This is a genomic window from Streptomyces sp. NPDC002623, assembly GCF_053592635.1.
On sequence record NZ_JBSFWB010000019.1, the window covers coordinates 159,290 to 178,280 of the forward strand.

Here is an 18,991-nt window from a genome sequence, read left to right on the forward strand (position 1 = left end):
CCGCAGAAACGATCAAGCAGCCTGGGCCCGGCCGGTCAGGAAGACCTTCGCGGTCTCGGCGACCCGGCGGCCCAGGTGCTCCGCCGTCGCCACGTCGGCCTTGTGGACGGCCTCCGGGCCCTCGTCGACGTTGGTCTGCGCGGCCGCGCCGAGGAAGACGCCGAGGCGGTTGAGGTCGGTCTCGGAACCCGTGCTGCTGTTCCAGCCGGGCAGCAGACCGAGGTTGACCCAGTGCATGCCGAGCTGCGCGGCCAGGATCTGGAAGAACTGCAGCGTGTGCAGCTTGTCGCCGCTCTTGGAGCCGGAGTTGGTGAACCCTGCGGCCAGCTTGTCCTTCCACGCCTGGGTCGCCCAGCGCGCGGAGGTCGCCTCGGCGAAGGCGTGGAAGGCCCCGGACGCGGTGCCCATGTAGGTCGGCGAGCCGAACACGATCGCGTCGGAGCCGTCGAGCAGCGTCCACTGCTCCTCGGTGATCCCGTCGACGTCGATCAGACGCACCTCTGCGCCGGCCTCGGCGGCTCCGGTGCGGACGGCCTCGGCGAGAACCGCGGTGTGGCCGTAGCCGGAGTGGTAGGCGACGGAGACAACGGGGGCGACGGCGCCGAAGGGCGCGGCGGTGACAGACATGCGTACTCCTCGAAATGGGCAGCTCAAAGGCGGTAACCAAAGGAAAGCACTAACTTCTGGTTAGTGCAACCTGTTGGTTAGCGCTGCCCTCGGGTAGGCTTGGCGCATGGACATCACCCAGGAGCGTGCGGAGGACCGGGACCTCCCGTTCAACGTGTTCGCCAAGGCCTGCCCGTCGCGCGGCACCTTGGAACACGTCACGGGCCGCTGGGGCGGTCTCACGCTCGGAGCGCTGCACGAGGGCTCGCTGCGCTTCAACGAGCTGCGCCGCCGGGTCGACGGCGTGAGCGAGAAGATGCTGTCCCAGACCCTGCACGCGCTGGAGCGCGACGGGCTGGTGCACCGAGAGGCCCAGCCCACCAACCCGCCCCGCGTGGACTACGAACTGACGCCGCTCGGGCACGAGGTGGCCGAGCGCCTGCTGAGCCTCATCCACCTGCTGGAAGGGCGGATGGGCGACGTCCTCGACGCACGCGAGCGCTACGACGGGGTCCGCGGCGCTTTCTGACACTTCGGGCAGAAGTAGCTGGACCGGTTCATCCACGGGCGTCGGCGCATCGGTGTGGCACACCGCTTGCAGGGCAGCCCCTCACGCCCATAGGCGTCCAGGGAACGGTCGAAGTAGCCCGACTCGCCGTTGACGTTGACGTACAGGCTGTCGAAGCTGGTGCCGCCGACGGCGAGCGCCGCGTTCATCACGTCCCGGGCATGGCCCAGGAGTTCGAGCGTGCGCGGGCGCGTGAGGTTCGCGGTCGGACGTTCGTAGTGCAGCCGGGCGCGCCACAGCGCCTCGTCCGCGTAGATGTTGCCGACGCCGCTGATCAGGGACTGGTCGAGCAGGGCCCGCTTGATGGTGGTCCGCCTGCGGCGCAGGGCCTGATGGAACGCCTCGTCGTCGAAGAGCGGGTCGAGGGGGTCGCGGGCGATGTGCGCGATCACGTCCGGGAGGCCGTCGGCGGTGGTGTCGTGCAGCGACAGACCGCCGAAGGTGCGCTGGTCGACGAAGCGGAGCTCGGTGTCCACCTCGTCCGCGAAGCGCACGCGCACCCGCAGATGCTTCTCGTCGGGAGCCTCGTGCGGCTGGACCAGGAGCTGACCGCTCATGCCGAGATGGGCCAGGATCGCCTGGTCGGTGTCCTCCAGCGGCAGCCACAGATACTTGCCACGGCGGCTCGGGGCGCCGATGCGGTGGCCCTTGAGGCGGTGCGCGAAGTCGTCGGCGCCGGCCAGGTGACGGCGTACGGCACGCGGGTGCAGCACCTCGGCCTCGGCGACCGTGCGATGGGCGACCCACCGCTGCAGACCGCGTCGGACGACCTCGACCTCGGGCAACTCGGGCATGGGCTCCCCTGTACGGAGCGCCCGCCTCCCAGTGGAGGCGGGCGCTCGTCTCGTACTGCTGTTCTACGGCTGGGCCGCTTTCACTGCTTTGTCAGGCGGAGGCGGACTCGGGGTCCGGGCTGCCGTCGGCGGCCGGAGCGGCCTGGGCCGCCTTTGCCGCCTTGGCTCGCTCGTCCGCGTCGGCCCGGATGGACCGCCAGGCGGACTCGGCGGCCTGCTGCTCCGCCTCCTTCTTGCTGCGGCCGGTGCCGGTGCCGTACGAGACGCCTCCGACGCGGGCGGCAGCAGTGAAGGTCTTCTCGTGGTCGGGGCCGGTCTCCGTGACCAGGTACTCGGGGACGCCGAGCCCTTCGGTCGCGGTGAGCTCCTGGAGACTGGTCTTCCAGTCCAGGCCGGCACCGAGGTTCGAGGACTTCTCGATGAGCGGGTCGAACAGGCGGTGCACCAGTTCGGAGGCCGCGTCGAGGCCCTGATCGAGATAGACCGCGCCGATCACCGCTTCGAGGGTGTCGGCGAGGATGGACGCCTTGTCCCGGCCGCCCGTGCCCTCTTCACCCCGGCCGAGCCGGATGAAGGAGCCCAGGTCGAGACCACGACCGACCTCCGCCAGCGCACGTGAGTTGACCACCGCGGCCCGCAGCTTGGCCAGTTGGCCTTCGGGCAGATCGGGGTGGGTGCGGTACAGCGTGTCCGTGACGACGAGGCCGAGCACGGAGTCCCCGAGGAACTCCAGCCGCTCGTTCGTCGGCAGACCGCCGTTCTCGTACGCGTAGGAACGGTGGGTCAGCGCACGCACCAGAAGGGCGGACTCGAGCTGATAGCCGAGCCGCCCTTCCAGAAGCGTGTGGGACGAGGCCGTGTTGTCCGCCTGTTTCTTGGCGGTCGTGTCCGCCTTGGCGTCAGACATGAAGCCTCTCACCAGCCGCTCAGACCTCGAGGACCTGGCGCTTGTTATAGGTGCCGCAAGACGGGCACGCAATGTGCTGCAGCTTGGGCTCGTGGCAGCGCTCGCACGCAACCAGGGTGGGGACCGCAGCCTTCCACTGCGACCGGCGGTGGCGCGTGTTGCTGCGCGACATCTTCCGCTTCGGAACAGCCACGGCTACTTCTCCTGCTTCTCGTCGGCGTGCGCTGAAGGAAGCGCGCCGCCGCTCATCTCGTCCTTCTCGCCGTCTCCGAGTGAACCGGCGAGTCCCTGCAGTGCCGCCCAACGAATGTCGGTGGCATCGTGGTGGTGGTCCGGGTCGTCCGTGAGCCGTGCTCCGCACTCGGAGCACAGGCCCAGACAGTCGTCCTGGCACACCGGCTGCATCGGCAGTGCGAGCACCACCGCATCGCGCAGCACGGGTTCGAGGTCGAACAGGCCGTCCTCGATGAAGAGCATGTCCTCGTCTTCCTCGGCGTCGTCGGCCGGCTCCGCCTTGGGGCGGCCCCGGTCGTCGGCGTCAGGGTACGAGAACATCTCCTGGAAGTCCGCTTCGAGATCGAGCTCGAGCGGCTCCAGACACCTTACGCACTCCCCCTCGGCCTGTGCACGGACGGTGCCTGTGACGAGCACCCCTTCCATGACCGACTCGAGTCGGAGCTCGAGCTCCACCGGAGCGCCATCCGGCACTCCGACGACTCCCGGGATCCCGAGATCCTTGGGAGCGTCGATCTCACGGGTCAGGCGCTGCAGCGCACCAGGCCGCCGCCCCAGCTCGTGTGTGTCGAACACGAGAGGCTTGCGGTGGTCGAGGCGGGCGTTCAGAGCCATTCCTGCTTTCGATCTTCTGAGCTCAGGGGACGCTGCCCCACGGTGTTGCGGGCAGCGTTGATCGCGGACGTACACGCGACCGAAGAGCCAGGATACTGGAGCTTTCGTCCACAGCCCAATCCGGGGCGGATCGAGACCCTTCGGGGGCCGGCGCGGGGCTGCTACAGCCCGCGCCCCTGCTCATAGGCGCGCAGTTGCTCGGCGCTGATCATGCCGGTGTCGAAGAGACTGGTCTCGTCGAGGGCGTACCCCTGCTGAGGCTGCTGGGGCTGCTGCACGGCCTGGTTCGGGTCGAAGGGGGCCTGCTGGGTGTCGTAGCCCTGGTACGCATAGGGATCGGCCTGCTGATAGCCGTACGCGTCCTGCTGGCCGTAGGCCGGCTGCTGCCCGTAGCCGCCGCCGTACGGGTCCGGCTGCGGCTGCTGGTAGGCGTAGGCCTCCTGCGGCTGCTCGTACGGCTGCTGGACGGGCTGCTCGGCCGCGGTGTCCCGCTCCGCGAGGGCGGCCAGGTCGGCGAGGTAGTCGGCGTCGGAGGAGTGCTGGAACGTGGAGAGGTCCTCGGAGAGGGCGCCGAGGTCGTCCGAGGCGATGCGGCCGTGCAGCTTCTGGCGGCCGCGGCCGACGGCCTCCAGGGTCTTGGCGAGCACCGCCTCGAAGGCGCCCAGCTTGGTGTCGACGTAGGCGTCGGCGTCGCGGCGCAGGGTCTCCGGGTCGTGGCTGCGCTCCGGGGCGTCCTCGTCGTCGTAGCCGTTCTCGTCGAGGCCGGGACCGGTGCCGAGGAGCTTCTCGCGGCCGCGGCCGACGGAGCCGAGCGTCTTGGTGAGGACGACCTCGAAGTTGGCGAGCTTGGAGTCGACGTAGTCGTCGGCGTCCGCGCGGACCTCCTCGGCCTCCTTGCGGGCCTCGGCGAGGATGCGGTCGGCCTCGGCCTGGGAGCGGCGGGCGATCTCGGTGTCGGAGATCAGGGAGCCGCGCTCGGCGTGGGCGGTGGAGATGATCCGCTCGGCCTCCTGGCGGGCCTGCTCGACCATCTGCTCACGGCCGCCGATCAGCTCCTCGGCCTGGGCGAGCGAGTCGGGAAGGGCCGCACGCACCTCTTCCAGCAGGGCGAGCAGGTCGGCGCGGTTGACCACGCACGAGGCCGACATCGGCATCGACCGGGCACTGGAGACCGAGGTGACGATCTCGTCGAGCTTCTTCTGCACGTCCACCGATTGCTCGCCACTCTCTACAGCTGTGTTGGAGACGGACGGGACGACTGTAGCCCCATCAGTCTCTGCGGAGGCGCTTGTTCAGGGCTTCGAGAACCAGCGGCGGGACCAGGTGGGAGACGTCTCCGCCCCAGGTCGCGACCTCCTTGACGAGCGAGGAGGAGAGGAAGCTGTAGGTCGGGTTGGTGGGCACGAAGAGCGTCTCGACGCCCGAGAGGCCGTTGTTCATCTGGGCCATCTGCAACTCGTAGTCGAAGTCGCTGACCGCGCGCAGGCCCTTGACGATGGCCGGGATGTCGCGCTGCTTGCAGTAGTCGACGAGGAGGCCGTGGAAGGCCTCGACCCGGACGTTGCCGTACTCGGCGGTGACCTGGCGGATCAGGTCGATCCGCTCGTCGATCTCGAACAGGCCCTTCTTGGACTTGTTGATCATGACCGCGACATAGACCTCGTCATAGAGACGGGAGGCGCGGGAAATGATGTCGAGGTGTCCATTGGTGATCGGGTCGAACGACCCGGGACAGACGGCACGGCGCACTTGTGGTCCCTCGCTCTCCAGTCCGGTCATCGTGCGTCTTCACACGTAGAGGCGGCGCGACCGTACCAAAACGTTCCCTCGCCGTAACGACGGGCCCGGAGCGCTTCGAAGCCGTCCGGCCAACCGAACTCTCCGCCTCTGGTGCTGCGCTCCACGGTGACGAGGGCATCGGCCGCGAGCCAGCCCCCCGTGCGGAGTGTGAGCAGAATCTCCCGAAGATCGTCGTCCGTGACGGCGTAGGGAGGGTCGAGGAAGACGAGTTCGTAGGGCGCGGCGGGCTCCGTCTGGATGACTTGTTGGGCCTTGCCCGCGCGGACCTCGGCGCCGGGGAGGCCGAGGGCCTTCACGTTCTCCCTGATGGTGCGGGCGGCTCTCGCGTCGGCCTCGACAAGGAGGGTGTGGCTCGCGCCGCGGGAGAGGGCTTCCAGGCCCACTGCCCCCGATCCGGCGTAGAGATCGAGGACTCGTTCGCCGTCCAGGGGGCCGCCGAGCAGGGACTGCCAGGTGGAGAAGAGCCCCTCTCGGGCGCGGTCGGAAGTGGGGCGGGTTCCGTTGCCCGGGGGGACGGCCAATCGGCGTCCGCCGGCTGCGCCGGCGATCACGCGGGTCATCTTCGATCCTTGGTCGTGGGCGGTTTCGGGTGTCAGGTCCAGTGTGGCCGGTCGAGCACGCGCGGCGGTAGCCGCAGGTCCAGTACAGCCCCGCGACAGCCCCGCGCCCGCGCGTTGCGCAGCCCTAACCCTTCTCCAGGTACTGCTCCCGTTCCTCGTCCAAAAGGGCGGCCAGGGCTGTTCTCAGGCCTGGGTAGGCGCTGAGCTCCGGGTCTGCCGCCACCACGCTCGCCGCCTCCTCCCTCGCCTCCGCGATGACCTCTTCGTCCTCGATGACGGCGAGCACGCGCAGGCTCGTCCGGGCGCCGGACTGGGCCTGGCCCAGGACGTCGCCCTCGCGGCGCTGTTCGAGGTCGATCCGGGAGAGCTCGAAGCCGTCGAGCGTGGCGGCGACCGCGTCGAGGCGCTGGCGGGCCGCGCTCGCCTCCGGCATCTCGCTGACGAGGAGGCACAGGCCGGGTGCCGAGCCTCGGCCCACGCGACCGCGCAGTTGGTGCAGCTGGGAGACGCCGAAGCGGTCGGCGTCCATGATCACCATCGCGGTGGCGTTCGGGACGTTGACGCCGACCTCGATGACGGTCGTGGCGACCAGGACGTCGGTCTCGCCGGCGGCGAAGCGGCGCATGACGGCGTCCTTGTCGTCCGGGGGCATCCGGCCGTGCAGGACTTCGACCTCGAGGCCGTGGAGGGGGCCGCTCCTCAGTTGCTCGGCGATGTCGAGGACGGCCAGCGGGGGGCGCTTTTCGGCCTCGTCCTCCGGGGACTTCTGCTTGGCCTTGCCGGGCTTCTTCGGGTCGCCGGGCTCTTCCACGTCGTCGCCGATGCGCGGGCAGACGACGTACGCCTGATGGCCGCCTTCCACCTCCTCGCGGACGCGCGCCCAGGCGCGGGCCAGGAAGTGGGGCTTGTCGGCGGCCGGGACGACATGGCTGGCGATGGGCGAGCGGCCGGCCGGGAGCTGGTCGAGGACGGAGGTCTCCAGGTCGCCGAAGACGGTCATGGCGACCGTGCGCGGGATCGGCGTGGCCGTCATGACGAGCAGGTGCGGGGGTTGCCTGCCCTTGCCGCGCAGGGCGTCACGCTGTTCGACGCCGAAGCGGTGCTGTTCGTCGACCACGACCAGGCCGAGATCGTGGAACTGGACCTTGTCCTCGATGAGCGCGTGGGTGCCGATGACGATCCCGGCCTCGCCGGTGACGAGGTCGAGCAGGGCCTGCCGGCGGGCGGCCATGCCCATGGACCCGGTCAGCAGCACGACCTTGGTGGCCTGTTCGGATCCGCCGAGCATCCCGCCCTCGGCCAGATCGCCCATCATCTCGACGACGGAACGGTGGTGCTGCTGGGCGAGCACTTCGGTGGGCGCGAGCATCGCGGCCTGACCGCCCGCGTCGACCACGGCGAGCATGGCGCGCAGCGCGACCATCGTCTTCCCCGATCCGACCTCGCCCTGCAGCAACCGGTGCATCGGGTGGTCCGTCGCCAGGTCGTCGAAGATCTCCTTGGAGACCTTCTGCTGGCCTTCGGTGAGGGTGAAGGGGAGGCGGGCGTCGAAGGCGGTGAGAAGGCCGTCGGGAGCGGGCCTGCGGGGGACGGCCGGGAGTTGGGCGTCGGCGTGGCGGCGGCGGGCGAGGGCGACCTGGAGGACGAAGGCCTCGTCCCACTTGAGGCGGGTGCGGGCGTCGGCGATGTCGGCCTTGGTGTGCGGGCGGTGGATCTTCAGGAGGGCCTCGGGGAGGGAGACCAGGCCCCGGCCGTCGCGCAGGGAGTCGGGGAGCGGGTCGACGGCCTCCTGCGCGTTGGGCAGGACGGTCTGGATCGCCTTGCCGATCTTCCAGGACTCGAGTTTCGCGGTCGCCGGGTACAGCGGGATGAGGGCGCCGGCCCAGGTCTCGACGGATTCCTCGGTGTCCGCGCGCAGCAGTTCGTAGGCCGGGTGGGCGAGTTGGAGACGGCGGTTGAAAACCGAGACCTTGCCCGCGAACATCGCGCGGGTGCCGGGCAGCAGATCCTTGTGGGGTTTGTGCACGCCGCTGCCGAAGAAGACCAGCTGAAGCCGGCCGCTGCCGTCGGTGATCGTCACCTCCAGGCGCTGGCCCTTGCCCCGGGGCGCCTTGGCGGAGGCGAAGCTGTGCAGGCGGGCGTCGGCGACCTGGGCGACCACGGTGACGTGCTCGTCCATCGGCAGGTCGGCGAGGTGGGTGAGCTGGCCGCGCTCCTCGTATCTGCGGGGGTAGTGGTGCAGGAGGTCGCCGACGGTGTGCAGGCCGAGGTGCTCGGCCATCACCTTCGCGGTGGCGGGGCCGAGCACTTTTTTCAGTGGTTCTTCCAGTGCGGGCACGAGATCCATTGCACACCACGCCACTGACATTGCCGTATACGTGTCCTGAAACCCCTGGTCAGACGGCTCGTTCGGGCTCTAGGATGACGCGCTCCGGCCATCATCCGCGGTCACCGCCCCACCGGGACCGCCCGACCCCGCGCCGTGCTCATCCCCCAGCCCGCGGCGCTGCAGCGATGGACTCCCAGACCTCACAGTCATCCCAGGCACCCCAGCCGCCCCATACGTTCCAGGTCGACCTGCGCGGTCTGGTGGACCTGCTGTCCCATCACCTCTACTCCAGTCCCAAGGTCTATCTGCGCGAACTGCTCCAGAACGCCGTGGACGCCATCACCGCCCGGCGGACCGAGGAGCCGGACGCCCCGGCGCGGGTGCGGCTGTTCGCGGCGGACGGCCGGCTCCGGGTCGAGGACTCCGGCATCGGGCTCACCGAGGCCGATGTGCACAGCCTGCTGGCGACCATCGGCCGCAGTTCCAAGCGCGCCGAGGGTCTGCAGGACGTGCGTTCGGACTTCCTCGGGCAGTTCGGCATCGGGCTGCTGGCCTGCTTCGTGGTGGCCGAGCGGATCCGGGTGGTCAGCCGCAGCGCCCGTACGCCCGACGCGCCGCCCGTGGAGTGGACGGCGCGCGACGACGGTTCGTACACCGTGCGGACGCTGCCCCACTCGGAGCGCCCCGAGCCGGGCACCACCGTGCATCTGGTGGCGCGGGCCGGCGCCGGCGAATGGCTCACCGAGGCGCGGGTGCTGGCGCTGGCCCGGGACTTCGGTTCGCTGCTGCCCTACGACGTCCGGGTCGGCGAGGAGGCGGTCACCGATCTGCCCGCGCCCTGGGACCGGGCGTACGCCTCCCCGGCCAACCGGCGGGTGGCGCTGGCCCGGCACTGTCACGAGCTGTTCGGGTTCACGCCGCTGGACTCGGTCGAGCTGGACGTGCCGCTGGCGGGGATCCGCGGGGTGGCCTACGTGCTGCCGGCGGCGGTCAGTCCGGCGCAGCGGGCCACGCACCGGGTGCATCTGAAGGGCATGCTGCTGACCGAGCGGGGCGAACAGCTGCTGCCCGACTGGGCGTTCTTCGTGCGCTGCGTCCTGGACACCGACAGTCTGCGGCCGACGGCCTCGCGGGAGTCGCTGTACGAGGACGAGACGCTGGCCGCGGTCCGGGAGGCCCTGGGGGAACGGATCCGGTCGTGGCTGACGGGTCTGGCGGCCGGTGATCCGGAGCGGCTCGCGGCGTTCCTGGCGGTGCACCACCTGGGCGTGAAGTCCCTGGCTCGGCACGACCGGGAGATGCTGCGGACGATGCTGCCGTGGCTGCCCTTCGAGACGACCGACGGAAGGCTGTCCCTGGAGGAGTTCGCGCAGCGGCACCCGGTGGTGCACTTCACGCGGACGGTGGAGGAGTACCGGCAGGTCGCGCCGATCGCGTCCGCGCAGGGCATCGGGGTGGTCAACGGCGGTTACACGTACGACAGCGAGCTGGTCGAGGCGCTGCCGTCGGTACGGCCGGGGACGGTCGTCGCCGAGCTGGACGCGGACACCGTGACCGCCCACCTGGACGCCGTCGACGCGGCCGACGAGCTGGCGCTGGCGGGCTTCCTGGCCGCCGCGCGGGCGAAGCTCGACCCGCTGGGCTGTGACGTCGTCCTGCGGGCCTTTCATCCGCTGTCGGTGCCCGCGCTGCATCTCGACGACCGGGGGGCTCGGCACGAACAGGCACGCGCGCAGGCGGAGACACAGGCCGACGATCTGTGGGCGGGCATCCTGGGCTCCCTGCGCGGGAGCGCCCCGCGCGCGCGTCTGGTGCTGAACCATCTCAACCCGCTGATCCGGCGGATCAGTTCGTTGAACGATCCCGAGCTGATCGGCACCGCCACGGAGTCGCTCTACGGGCAGGCGCTGCTGATGGCGCAGCGTCCGCTGCGGCCGGCGGACTCGGCGCTGCTGAACCGGGCGTTCATCGGGCTCCTCGAATGGGCCACACACGGGCAGTCGGCGGACGGGCGCGCTGCGGACGGGCAGGGGGACACTGATGGGTGAGATCACGGACTTCGACTCCCTGCGCCGGGCGATGGCGGAGAACGGCGAGCAGCCGGAGGGGCCGGCCCGCAACGCGCGCGCGGAGCAGTTGCTGGTGGACGCCGAGCGGCTGAAGATCCCGCTGGCCGTGATCGAGGCGCTCGGGCACCAGCTGAAGGTCTACAACTACAGCTCCGAGAAGGCGAAGATGTTCGTCCCCTTCGCGCGGCTGCTGCGCATGTGGGACGAGCGGCCCGAGGACTTCGACGAGTTCGAGACGCACTCGCTGCACTGGGTCTTCAAGTGGATGTCGGCCGGCATGCTCGACCAGCCGCATGTGCCGCTGGCGTCGGTGGAGAAGTGGCTCGGCGAGATGGAGCACCGTTACCGGCTCGCCGGGCACTCCGAGCGGGCGGTGCGCAGCGCCGAGTTCAGCGTGGCCGCGCACGTGGGGGACATGGAGCGGGCCGAGCGGGCGTTCGCCGCCTGGCTGGCGGCGGACCGGGACGCCATGGCCGACTGCCATGCGTGCGAGCTGCACGGGCAGGGCTGGTGGCAGACGGAGCGGGGGCGCGACGCGCAGGCGCTCGAGGTGTGGGCGCCGGTCCTGGACGGTGAGTACTCGTGCGCGCACGAGCCGCACACCGTGCTCGCGTCGTCCCTGCTGCCGCTGCTGCGGCTGGGGCGTGCGGAGGAGGCGCGCGCGCACCATCTGCGGGGTTTCCGGCTGGTGCGGCCCATGGAGAGCATGCGGGGCGCCTACGCCGACCACGTCGAGTTCTGCGCGCTGACCGGCAACGAGGCGCGGGGCCTGGAGTTGCTCGCGGAGCGGCCGGCGTACTTCACGGACGAGGGGCAGCCGCGCAGCAGGATGGAGTTCCTGAGCGTCGTCGTGCTGCTCATGGAGCGCCTGTGCGAGCTCGGGCTCGGCGGTCGGCAGGTGCCCGGGGCGGCCGGGCGGGAGTGGACGGCCGTGGAACTCGCGGCGCACGCGCGCGCGCAGGCCCTCGCGCTGGCCGCGCGCTTCGACGAGCGCAACGGCACGACGCATGTCAGCGAGCGGACACGCGCGCGTATGGAGCAGCGGCCCCTGGTGGAGCGACTGCCCCTGGGGGTGCGGGCCGCGCGTCCGGCGTCCGCGGTGGCCGCGCCGGCGCCCGTGGCGCCGACTCCGGCCGAGGCGTGCGGCGAGCCGGATCTGTCGGCTCTGCTCGTCGAGGCCCGGCGGCTGTCGGACACCCTCCGGCCGCAGGCCGTCGAGGCGTGGGCGCGGGTGGCCGAGGTGGCCGCGGGCGCGGAAGGCGCGGAGCGGGTGGAGCTGGCGGCGCGTGACCGTGCGGAGATCGCCGACCATGAGGCGATCGGGCTCGGCCCGGAGGGTGCGGAAACGTTCGAGCACGCCGCCGAGCTGTACGCGGCGGCGGGCGACCCCGGAGAGGCGCTCGCCGCACGCGCGCGTGCGGCGTACGTCCGTGCGCTCGCGGGCGAGGTCGACGAGGCGCTCGCGGCGGTCGCCGACCCGTACGACCGGGTCCTCGCGCTGTACGCCGAGGGCGGCACGGAGGTGCCCCAGGCGGCGGGCGTGCTGATGGGGCGGGCGAGGATCCTGATGCGCCGCGTCCACGAGGCCGAGGGGCCGGTGGACGAAGCCGTTCTGACGGCGGCGGAGGCGGCCGTGGGAGAGCTGCTGGCGCTCGTGGACGGGCGGGCCGGGAACGACGTACGGCTCGCCGCCCGGGTCGCCGAGGGGCACGCGATGCTCGCGGAGCTCGCGACGCACTCCGGGGACCCGGAGGCGGGCGCGGAGCTGCTCGCGCGGGCCGCGGCCGAGTTCGTCGAGGCGGGGCTGCCGTGGTTCGCCGTGGAGTACGAGGCCCGGCTGGCCGGTCTCGCCCATCAGTTGGACGACATGGTGGAGGCGGAGCGGGCGCTGCGGGCGGCCCTGGAGCACGGCGGACCGTTCCTGGAGGCGGTCGGGCGGGCCCAGCTGCATCTCCAGCTCGCCGAGGTCGTCGGCGGCCGGGGACAGGCCGACGAGGCCGCGGAGCACGCCCTGGAGGCGGCGCACTGGGCCGACGAGGCGGGCGCGGGCCCGACGTTCGGCGCATGGGCGCGGCACCAGCTCGGCGGGTTCCTGGTCCGGCTGGGCCGCTGGGCCGAGGGCGCGGAGGTGCTGGAGTCGGCGCTGGCGGACCTGACCGTCGAGACGCACGGCGACGGTGCGGTCGTCCAGACGCAGTGGTGGCTCGGCGACTGTCTGAGCGAGCTCGGGGAGCACCGGGACGCCGCCGAACGTCGCCTGCAGGCCGCCGAGATCGCCCGGCACTGGCCCGAGCAGCACGACCATGCGACCCTCGCCCATCTGGCCGCGGAGTCGCTCGGCCACGCCGGCCTGCACGTCGAGGCGGACCAGGCCTACGCGCGTGCGGGCGAGTTGTGGCGGGACCTCGGCAATGTGCACGGGCTGGTCCGTTCCCTGCGCGCCCGCGCGTGGCTGGCGTTGCGCACGCAGGACGCTCCGGACGCCGCGCGCGATCTGATGACGCGCGCCGTGGAGGAGTGCGCGGACGCGTTCGACGCGGCGGACGACGACGAGGCCCGTCGGCGGCTGGTCGCCGAACTCGGCCACACCCACCGCCAGTTCGGGGACCTGCTCGCGCGTTCCGCCGCCGAGGACGCCGACGACGACTCGATCCGGGCCGCGCTGGACGGGGCGCTGTCCCAGATGTCCGAGGCCGTCGCGGTGTTCGTCGCTCTGGGCGACGACGCCCTGCACGCCCGGACCGGCGCGGAGCTGGCCGCGGGCTGGCTGGAGACGGACCTGGGCCGCCCCGCGGACGCGGCGGCACGCGCGCGTGCGGTGCTGCGGTCCTACGCGGACGTCGATGCCGACGCCGAGGCCGGCGCCGTCGGCGGCAGCGGCGATCAGGAGGAGGACGAGACCGTGCGGGCGCGGCGGGCCGAGGCGGAGCAGTTGTTGCAGGTGGCGGAGGAGCAGAGGGATCGTTGAACGATCCCTTCGTCACCTACTCGTATGCGCTCACTCGACCACTCGTCTTCGCTCACTCCACGCCGATCAACAACAACGCCCCCTGCCGCCCGCCCCGGTACACCACCGTGTCGACGGCGAGGTACGCCTCCCGCACCCGCGCCTCCAGGTGCTCGGCGACGCCTTCGGGGGCCTCGTCGCCGAGCACGAGGGTGACCAGTTCGCCGCCGGCCGACAGCATGCGGTTCAGGACGGACTCGGCGGTGGCGGTGACATCGGAGCCGATGACGGCCACATCGCCGTCGACGAGCCCGAGGACGTCGCCGGCCTGGCAGATGCCGGCCATGGTCCACGACTGGCGCTCGGCGACGACGACCTCGGCGTAGCGGGTGGCGCCGGCCGCCGAGGTCATCGAGACGACGTCCTCGTCGAAGCGGCGGTCCGGCTCGTGGACGGCGAGCGCGGCGATCCCCTGGACCGCGGAGCGGGTCGGGATCAGGGCCACCCGGATGCCCTCCGTGCGGGCCTGCTCGGCGGCCGCGGCGGCGGTGTGCCGCAGGTCGGCGTCGTTGGGCAGCAGCACGACCTCGCGCGCGTGGGCCCGTCGTACGGCCTGGACGAGCTCGCCGCTGGCGGGCGGCTCCCCGGGGCGCGCGAGCACGGTCGTCGCGCCCGCCTCGGTGTACAGCCCGGCCAGGCCCTCGCCGGGCACGACGGCGACGACCGCGCGCTGGACGCGTTCGCGGGGCGGGCGCTCGCCCCCGCGCGTGTGTGCGTCGCCGACGCCGAAGTGCGTGATGCGGATCCGGTAGGGCCGGCCCGCCTCGACGCCGGCCTCCACGGCGGCGCCCGCGTCGTCCACGTGCACGTGGACGTTCCACAGGCCGTCGCCGCCGACCACGACGAGCGAGTCCCCCAGGGCGTCCAGGCGCTGCCGCAGCCGTGCCACCGCCGTGTCCTCGGCCTCCAGGAGGTAGATCACCTCGAAGGCGGGACCGCCCTCGCCACCCTCGCCTTCAGCCCCGTCCGCCCCGTCGGCGCAATCCTCCGCGTCCGCTGCCCCGGCCGACTGCACGCGCGTGTGCGAGACGGTGGACGCGGACACCGCGGCGGAGAGCCCCGGCGCCTCTCCCGTGAACGTCTCCACCAGGGCCGCGAGGACCGCGACCAGCCCCCGGCCGCCCGCGTCGACCACCCCGGCGCGCTCCAGTACGGCCAGCTGCCCCGGGGTCGCGGCGAGCGCCGCACACGCGCCCTGGTAGGCCGCCCTGGCGACCGTCCCGCAGTCCCCCTCCGCTCCCCCGGCCGCGTCGGCGGCGGCCGAGGCGACCGACAGGACGGTGCCCTCGACGGGGTGGGCGACGGCCAGCCGGGCGGAGTCGGCCGCCTGCCGAAAGGCCAGGCGCAGCCCGTCCCCGTCGGTGTGCGGGGCCCCGCGCTCGGCGGCGAGCACCTGGGCCATGCCGCGCAGCAGCTGCGCGAGGATCGTCCCCGAGTTCCCGCGCGCCCCGATGAGCGCGCCGTGCGCCATCGCGCGCGAGGCGTCGGCGAGCGAAGGCTGCTCGACGGACGCGCCCCCGGAAACGGACCGGACCCCCGAAGGGGAACCGAACTCGTATCCGGCGAACACCGCCTCGACCGCGGTCGCCGCCGACTCGACGGTCAGATACAGATTGGTGCCGGTGTCCCCGTCCGCGACCGGGTAGACGTTGATGGCGTCGATCTCCTCGCGGGCCCGGCCCAGCGCCGTGAGCGCGAGGCCGCACCAGGTGCGCACCGCGAGAGCATCGAAGAATGTCTGCGGCACCTGCGCCACCTGCGCCTCCTTGAGCTGCTGGACTGGACGCAGCGTAAACCCAGCGCCGGTGTCCGCCGGAAAACGGGCCGGAACCGGACCGGAGAACCGGCCGGCACCACCGGGGCCGGGGGCAGGGGCCCTGAGCAGCCATGGTAGTTTCGTTGTACTGGCGCAGTCGTTGTATGCTGCTCCGGTTGCCCGATCCCGTCGGGCTTTCCCCCTGGCACCGCCACTCAGATCCTACGATCCTGATCCCGGCATGCCGGGATCAACCGTAAGTGCATCTGAAGTCTTTGGAGTGACCCGTGGCTGCCAACTGCGACGTCTGTGGCAAGGGGCCGAGCTTCGGCAACAACATCTCGCACTCGCACCGCCGTACGTCCCGTCGCTGGAACCCGAACATCCAGCGCGTGCGTACCGTGGTCGGCGGGACGCCGAAGCGCGTGAACGCTTGCACCTCGTGCATCAAGGCCGGCAAGGTCTCGCGCTGACGCACAGCTAAGTGCGCGGCCACTGCTGGTTCGCTGCATTGAGCCGGTCCACCTCGTGTGGGCCGGCTTTCTGCTGTGCTCCGCCCGTTCAGGAGCACCCGGCCGGTCCATGGGCGGGCCCCCGGATCCCTGCGCCTGCCAGACTCGGGTGAATGCGCTTCGGCATCCTGGGCTCCCTCGACCTCCGCACCGACGACGGCACCCCCGTCGACCCCGGCGGTCCCCGCCCCCGGGCCCTGCTCACCCTGCTGCTGCTCGACGCGGGGCACGGCGTCCCGCTGGAGCGCCTGACCGACGGTCTGTACGGCGCCGAGCCGCCCGCCGGAGCCGCGAACGCGCTCCAGTCCCAGATCTCCCGGCTGCGCCGCCGGCTGGCCCCGCACGCCGAGATCGAGGCCACCTCCACCGGCTACCGCCTGGCCGTCCCGCCCGACGCCGTCGACCGCCACCGCTTCGAGCGCCTGGCCGGTGCGGGGCGCGCCGCGCTCGCCGCCGGGGACCGTCCCGGTGCGGCCGGCCTGCTGCGCGAGGCGCTCGCCCTGTGGCGCGGCCCGGCCCTGCCCGACCTCCCCGACGCGCACGCCGAGCGGGCCCGGCTCGACGAGCTGCGGCTGACGGCCGTCCAGGACCGCGTCGAAGCGGATCTCGGGCTCGGCGGCGGGCCCGAGCTGGTGCCCGAGCTGCGGGCGCTGCTGGCCGCGCACCCGCTGAGCGAGCGGCTGTACGGACAGCTGATGCGGGCCCTGCACGCGGGCGGGCGGCCCGCCGAGGCGCTCACGGTGTTCGAGCAGGCCCGGCGCACCCTCGCCGACGAGCTGGGCGCGGACCCGTCGCCCGAGCTGGCCGCGCTCCACCTGGAGCTGCTCCGGGGCGACGGACCCGCGCGGCCCTCCGTCCCCGTGCAGCTCACCCGGTTCATCGGCCGGGAGAGCGAACTCGCCCGGATCGCCGAGGCCCTGTCCGACCCCCACGCCCGGCTCGTCACCCTCACCGGACCGGGCGGCGCCGGGAAGACCCGACTGGCGATCGAGGCGGCACGCACGCGTGCGGACGTGTGCTTCGTCGAGCTTGCGCCGCTCACCGACGGGGCGCGGATCCCGTACGCCGTGCTCGCGGCGCTCGGGGTGCGGGAAGGGTTCCGCACGCCCGCCGGGGACGGCGCCGACCGGCTGTTGGTCGCGCTGGAGGACCGGGAGCTGCTGCTGGTCCTCGACAACTGCGAGCACCTGGTCGAGGACGCGGCCCGGCTGTCCGCCCTGCTGCTCGCGACCTGCCCGGGGGTGCGGGTGCTGGCGACCAGCCGGGAGTCCCTCGGGATCACCGGCGAGGCGCTGGTGCCCGTGCCGCCGTTGCCGCCGGATCCCGCGGTGCGGCTGTTCCTGGACCGCGCGCGTGCCGTGCGGCCCGGTTTCGAGGGCCACGCGCGTGTGGCCGACATCTGTGCGGCCCTGGACGGACTGCCGCTGGCGATCGAGCTGGCGGCGGCCCGGCTGCGCACCCTGACCCCGCAGGAGCTGGCCGACCGGCTCGACGACCGGTTCCGGCTGCTGTCCCGCGGCGACCGTTCCAAGGCGCCCCGGCACCGCACGCTGCGCGCGGTCGTGGAGTGGAGCTGGGACCTGCTGGACGAGGAGGAACGGGAGCTGGCCCGGCGGTTCACGGTGTTCTCCGGGGGTGCCGCGCTGGACGCGGTGGAGGCGGTGTGCGCGGTGCCGTACCCGGAGGATCTGCTGGCCTCGCTCGTGGAGAAGTCCTTCCTGGAGGTGACCGAGGGCCGCTACCGCATGCTGGAGACGATCCGCGCGTTCGCCGCCGAGAAGCACACCTACGAGCACACCTACGAGCACACCGACGGACGCACCCGCGAGCGAGCCGACGGACACACCGACGGACACACCGCCGAATCGGCCCCGCAAGCGGCGCACGCCAGGTACTTCCTGCGGCTGGCCGAGGATGCGGAACCGTGTCTGCGCGGCCGGGAGCAGCTCCCCTGGCTGGCCCGGCTGGACGCCGAGCTCGCCGACCTGGACGCGGCCGTGGGCCATCTGACCGCCGTCGACCCCGGCGCGGCACTGCGGCTGACGGCGGCGCTGACCTGGTTCCGGCGGCTGCGTGGGCTGCACGGCGCGCAGGTGCCGCAGGCCCGCGCGCTCCTCGCGGCCGTGGGCGACGAGCCGCCCGAGGGACTGGCCGAGGAGTACGCGTTGTGTCTGATGAACACCGTCACCGGGCGCGGCGACGACCCCGCCGAGGCCGACCGCATCGCGCGCGTGCAAGCGCTCATGGAGTCGCTGAAGGGGCCGCTGCGGCTGCCGTTCACGATGGTGCTGTGGTCGCTGACCGGCGGCCCCATGTCGACGGCGCTCAACGACCACGTGCGCGTGCAGCTGGGCGAGGGCGCCTGGCGGCACGCGCTGCTTGACCTGGGGGTCGCCTACCAGCACCAGTTCGCCGGCGAGGCGTCCGCCTCCGAGGACGCCTTCACGCGCGCGCTGGCCGGCTTCCGGGATACGGGCGACCGCTGGGGCATGGCCAACTGCCTGGATCCGCTGGGCGGGTACGCGAACCGGCGCGGGAAGTACGCACGCGCCCTGGAACTGCTCGACGAGGGCCTGACATACGTGCGCGAGCTCCAGGCGCCGGAGGAGACGGCGGACCTGTTGCGCTCGCGCGGGTTCGTGCTGCTGCACCGGGGCGACGCCGAGGACGCCGCCGCGCACTTCACGCAGTCCGCGGCCCTCGCGCGCACCGCGGGCGCCTCCGACAAGCTGGCGGCCGCCCGGCGCGGGCTCGGCGACACGGCCCGGCTGTCCGGGGACACCGCTCACGCGCGCGTGCACTACGAAAGCGCCCTGGAGGCGTGCTCGGCGAACTGGTTCAGCCGCGGCGAGACCGTCCTCATCCTCGTCGGGCTGGGCCGTACGGCCGCCGCGGAGGGGGACGTCGAGCAGGCCCGTGAGTGGTGCGCGCAGGCTCTCGTCATCGCCGAGGAGCAGCCCGGCGCCGAGATCGTCGCCGTCGTCGCCGAAGTGCTGGCGGAGGTCGCCGAGGGACCGGAGCGGTCGGCCGAGCTGCTGGGCGCGGCGGCGGGCCTGCGGGGCGCGGAGACCCACGGCGACCCCGATGTCGTACGCCTCGAACGGGACGTCCGTACGAAGCTGTCCTCGACGGCGCACGACCAGGCATACGCCCAGGCGTACGACGAGGCGTTCGAGCGGGGGCGCGCGCTGCGGTCGGCGGCGGTCAGCGCACGGTAGGAGGACGGTCAGCGGC

General features: G+C 72.5%; 15 protein-coding genes. 5 read left to right on the top strand and 10 right to left on the bottom strand.

The window, feature by feature from the left end; translation table 11 throughout:
- Positions 1-12 precede the first annotated feature (12 nt).
- A complete protein-coding gene (locus ACWD4O_RS30850) occupies positions 13-627 on the bottom strand; it encodes a flavodoxin family protein (RefSeq protein WP_451284842.1) in 615 nt (204 codons plus the stop codon).
- A 106-nt stretch (positions 628-733) separates the two neighbouring features.
- Here ACWD4O_RS30850 and ACWD4O_RS30855 point away from each other — a divergent pair, with 106 nt between their 5' ends.
- Positions 734-1,135 carry a winged helix-turn-helix transcriptional regulator gene (locus ACWD4O_RS30855; RefSeq protein ID WP_451284844.1) on the top strand — a complete coding sequence of 134 codons (402 nt, stop codon included), beginning with the start codon at positions 734-736 and terminating at the stop codon, positions 1,133-1,135.
- Here the strand turns inward: ACWD4O_RS30855 and mutM are convergent.
- The 8 genes from mutM to recG form a co-directional block, all read right to left on the bottom strand.
- The gene (gene mutM / locus ACWD4O_RS30860) at positions 1,108-1,968 is read right to left on the bottom strand and encodes a bifunctional DNA-formamidopyrimidine glycosylase/DNA-(apurinic or apyrimidinic site) lyase (protein WP_451284846.1); all 861 of its coding nucleotides are present in this window, start codon (positions 1,966-1,968) and stop codon (positions 1,108-1,110) included. The two genes, ACWD4O_RS30855 and mutM, sit on opposite strands and share 28 nt — an antisense overlap.
- Before the next feature lie 91 nt (positions 1,969-2,059).
- The gene (gene rnc / locus ACWD4O_RS30865) at positions 2,060-2,875 is read right to left on the bottom strand and encodes a ribonuclease III (protein ID WP_351911645.1); all 816 of its coding nucleotides are present in this window, start codon (positions 2,873-2,875) and stop codon (positions 2,060-2,062) included.
- Positions 2,876-2,894: 19 nt separating this feature from the next.
- Positions 2,895-3,068: a 50S ribosomal protein L32 gene (gene rpmF, locus ACWD4O_RS30870; protein WP_007493396.1), complete on the bottom strand. Its 174-nt coding sequence runs from the start codon at positions 3,066-3,068 to the stop codon at positions 2,895-2,897.
- Positions 3,069-3,070: 2 nt separating this feature from the next.
- Complete coding sequence (locus ACWD4O_RS30875) at positions 3,071-3,724, bottom strand: YceD family protein (RefSeq protein ID WP_451284848.1); 654 nt, start codon at positions 3,722-3,724, stop codon at positions 3,071-3,073.
- Between the two features lie 161 nt (positions 3,725-3,885).
- Positions 3,886-4,935 carry a cell division initiation protein gene (locus tag ACWD4O_RS30880; RefSeq protein WP_451284850.1) on the bottom strand — a complete coding sequence of 350 codons (1,050 nt, stop codon included), beginning with the start codon at positions 4,933-4,935 and terminating at the stop codon, positions 3,886-3,888.
- A gap of 58 nt (positions 4,936-4,993) precedes the next feature.
- Entirely contained in the window at positions 4,994-5,473 is a 480-nt protein-coding gene (gene coaD / locus ACWD4O_RS30885; RefSeq protein ID WP_358806600.1) for a pantetheine-phosphate adenylyltransferase, read from the bottom strand.
- A gap of 26 nt (positions 5,474-5,499) precedes the next feature.
- Positions 5,500-6,120: a 16S rRNA (guanine(966)-N(2))-methyltransferase RsmD gene (gene rsmD, locus ACWD4O_RS30890; protein WP_451284894.1), complete on the bottom strand. Its 621-nt coding sequence runs from the start codon at positions 6,118-6,120 to the stop codon at positions 5,500-5,502.
- Positions 6,121-6,208: 88 nt separating this feature from the next.
- The gene (recG, locus tag ACWD4O_RS30895; RefSeq protein WP_451284852.1) at positions 6,209-8,431 is read right to left on the bottom strand and encodes an ATP-dependent DNA helicase RecG; all 2,223 of its coding nucleotides are present in this window, start codon (positions 8,429-8,431) and stop codon (positions 6,209-6,211) included.
- A gap of 167 nt (positions 8,432-8,598) precedes the next feature.
- Between recG and ACWD4O_RS30900 the strand changes: the two genes are divergently transcribed.
- On the top strand, positions 8,599-10,461 hold the full coding sequence (locus ACWD4O_RS30900; RefSeq protein ID WP_451284854.1) for an HSP90 family protein: 1,863 nt from the start codon (positions 8,599-8,601) through the stop codon (positions 10,459-10,461).
- Positions 10,454-13,450 carry a tetratricopeptide repeat protein gene (locus tag ACWD4O_RS30905; RefSeq protein WP_451284856.1) on the top strand — a complete coding sequence of 999 codons (2,997 nt, stop codon included), beginning with the start codon at positions 10,454-10,456 and terminating at the stop codon, positions 13,448-13,450. Before ACWD4O_RS30900 ends, ACWD4O_RS30905 begins: the two co-directional genes overlap by 8 nt.
- 52 nt (positions 13,451-13,502) lie before the next feature.
- Here the strand turns inward: ACWD4O_RS30905 and ACWD4O_RS30910 are convergent, their stop codons facing one another.
- Positions 13,503-15,245, bottom strand: a complete 1,743-nt coding sequence (locus ACWD4O_RS30910) for a DAK2 domain-containing protein (protein WP_451284857.1) — start codon at positions 15,243-15,245, stop codon at positions 13,503-13,505.
- 287 nt (positions 15,246-15,532) lie between these two features.
- Here ACWD4O_RS30910 and rpmB point away from each other — a divergent pair, with 287 nt between their 5' ends.
- Together rpmB and ACWD4O_RS30920 are read left to right on the top strand one after the other, a co-directional pair.
- Positions 15,533-15,718, top strand: a complete 186-nt coding sequence (rpmB, locus tag ACWD4O_RS30915) for a 50S ribosomal protein L28 (protein ID WP_013000438.1) — start codon at positions 15,533-15,535, stop codon at positions 15,716-15,718.
- A gap of 152 nt (positions 15,719-15,870) precedes the next feature.
- A complete protein-coding gene (locus tag ACWD4O_RS30920) occupies positions 15,871-18,975 on the top strand; it encodes an AfsR/SARP family transcriptional regulator (RefSeq protein WP_451284859.1) in 3,105 nt (1,034 codons plus the stop codon).
- Positions 18,976-18,991: the final 16 nt, after the last annotated feature.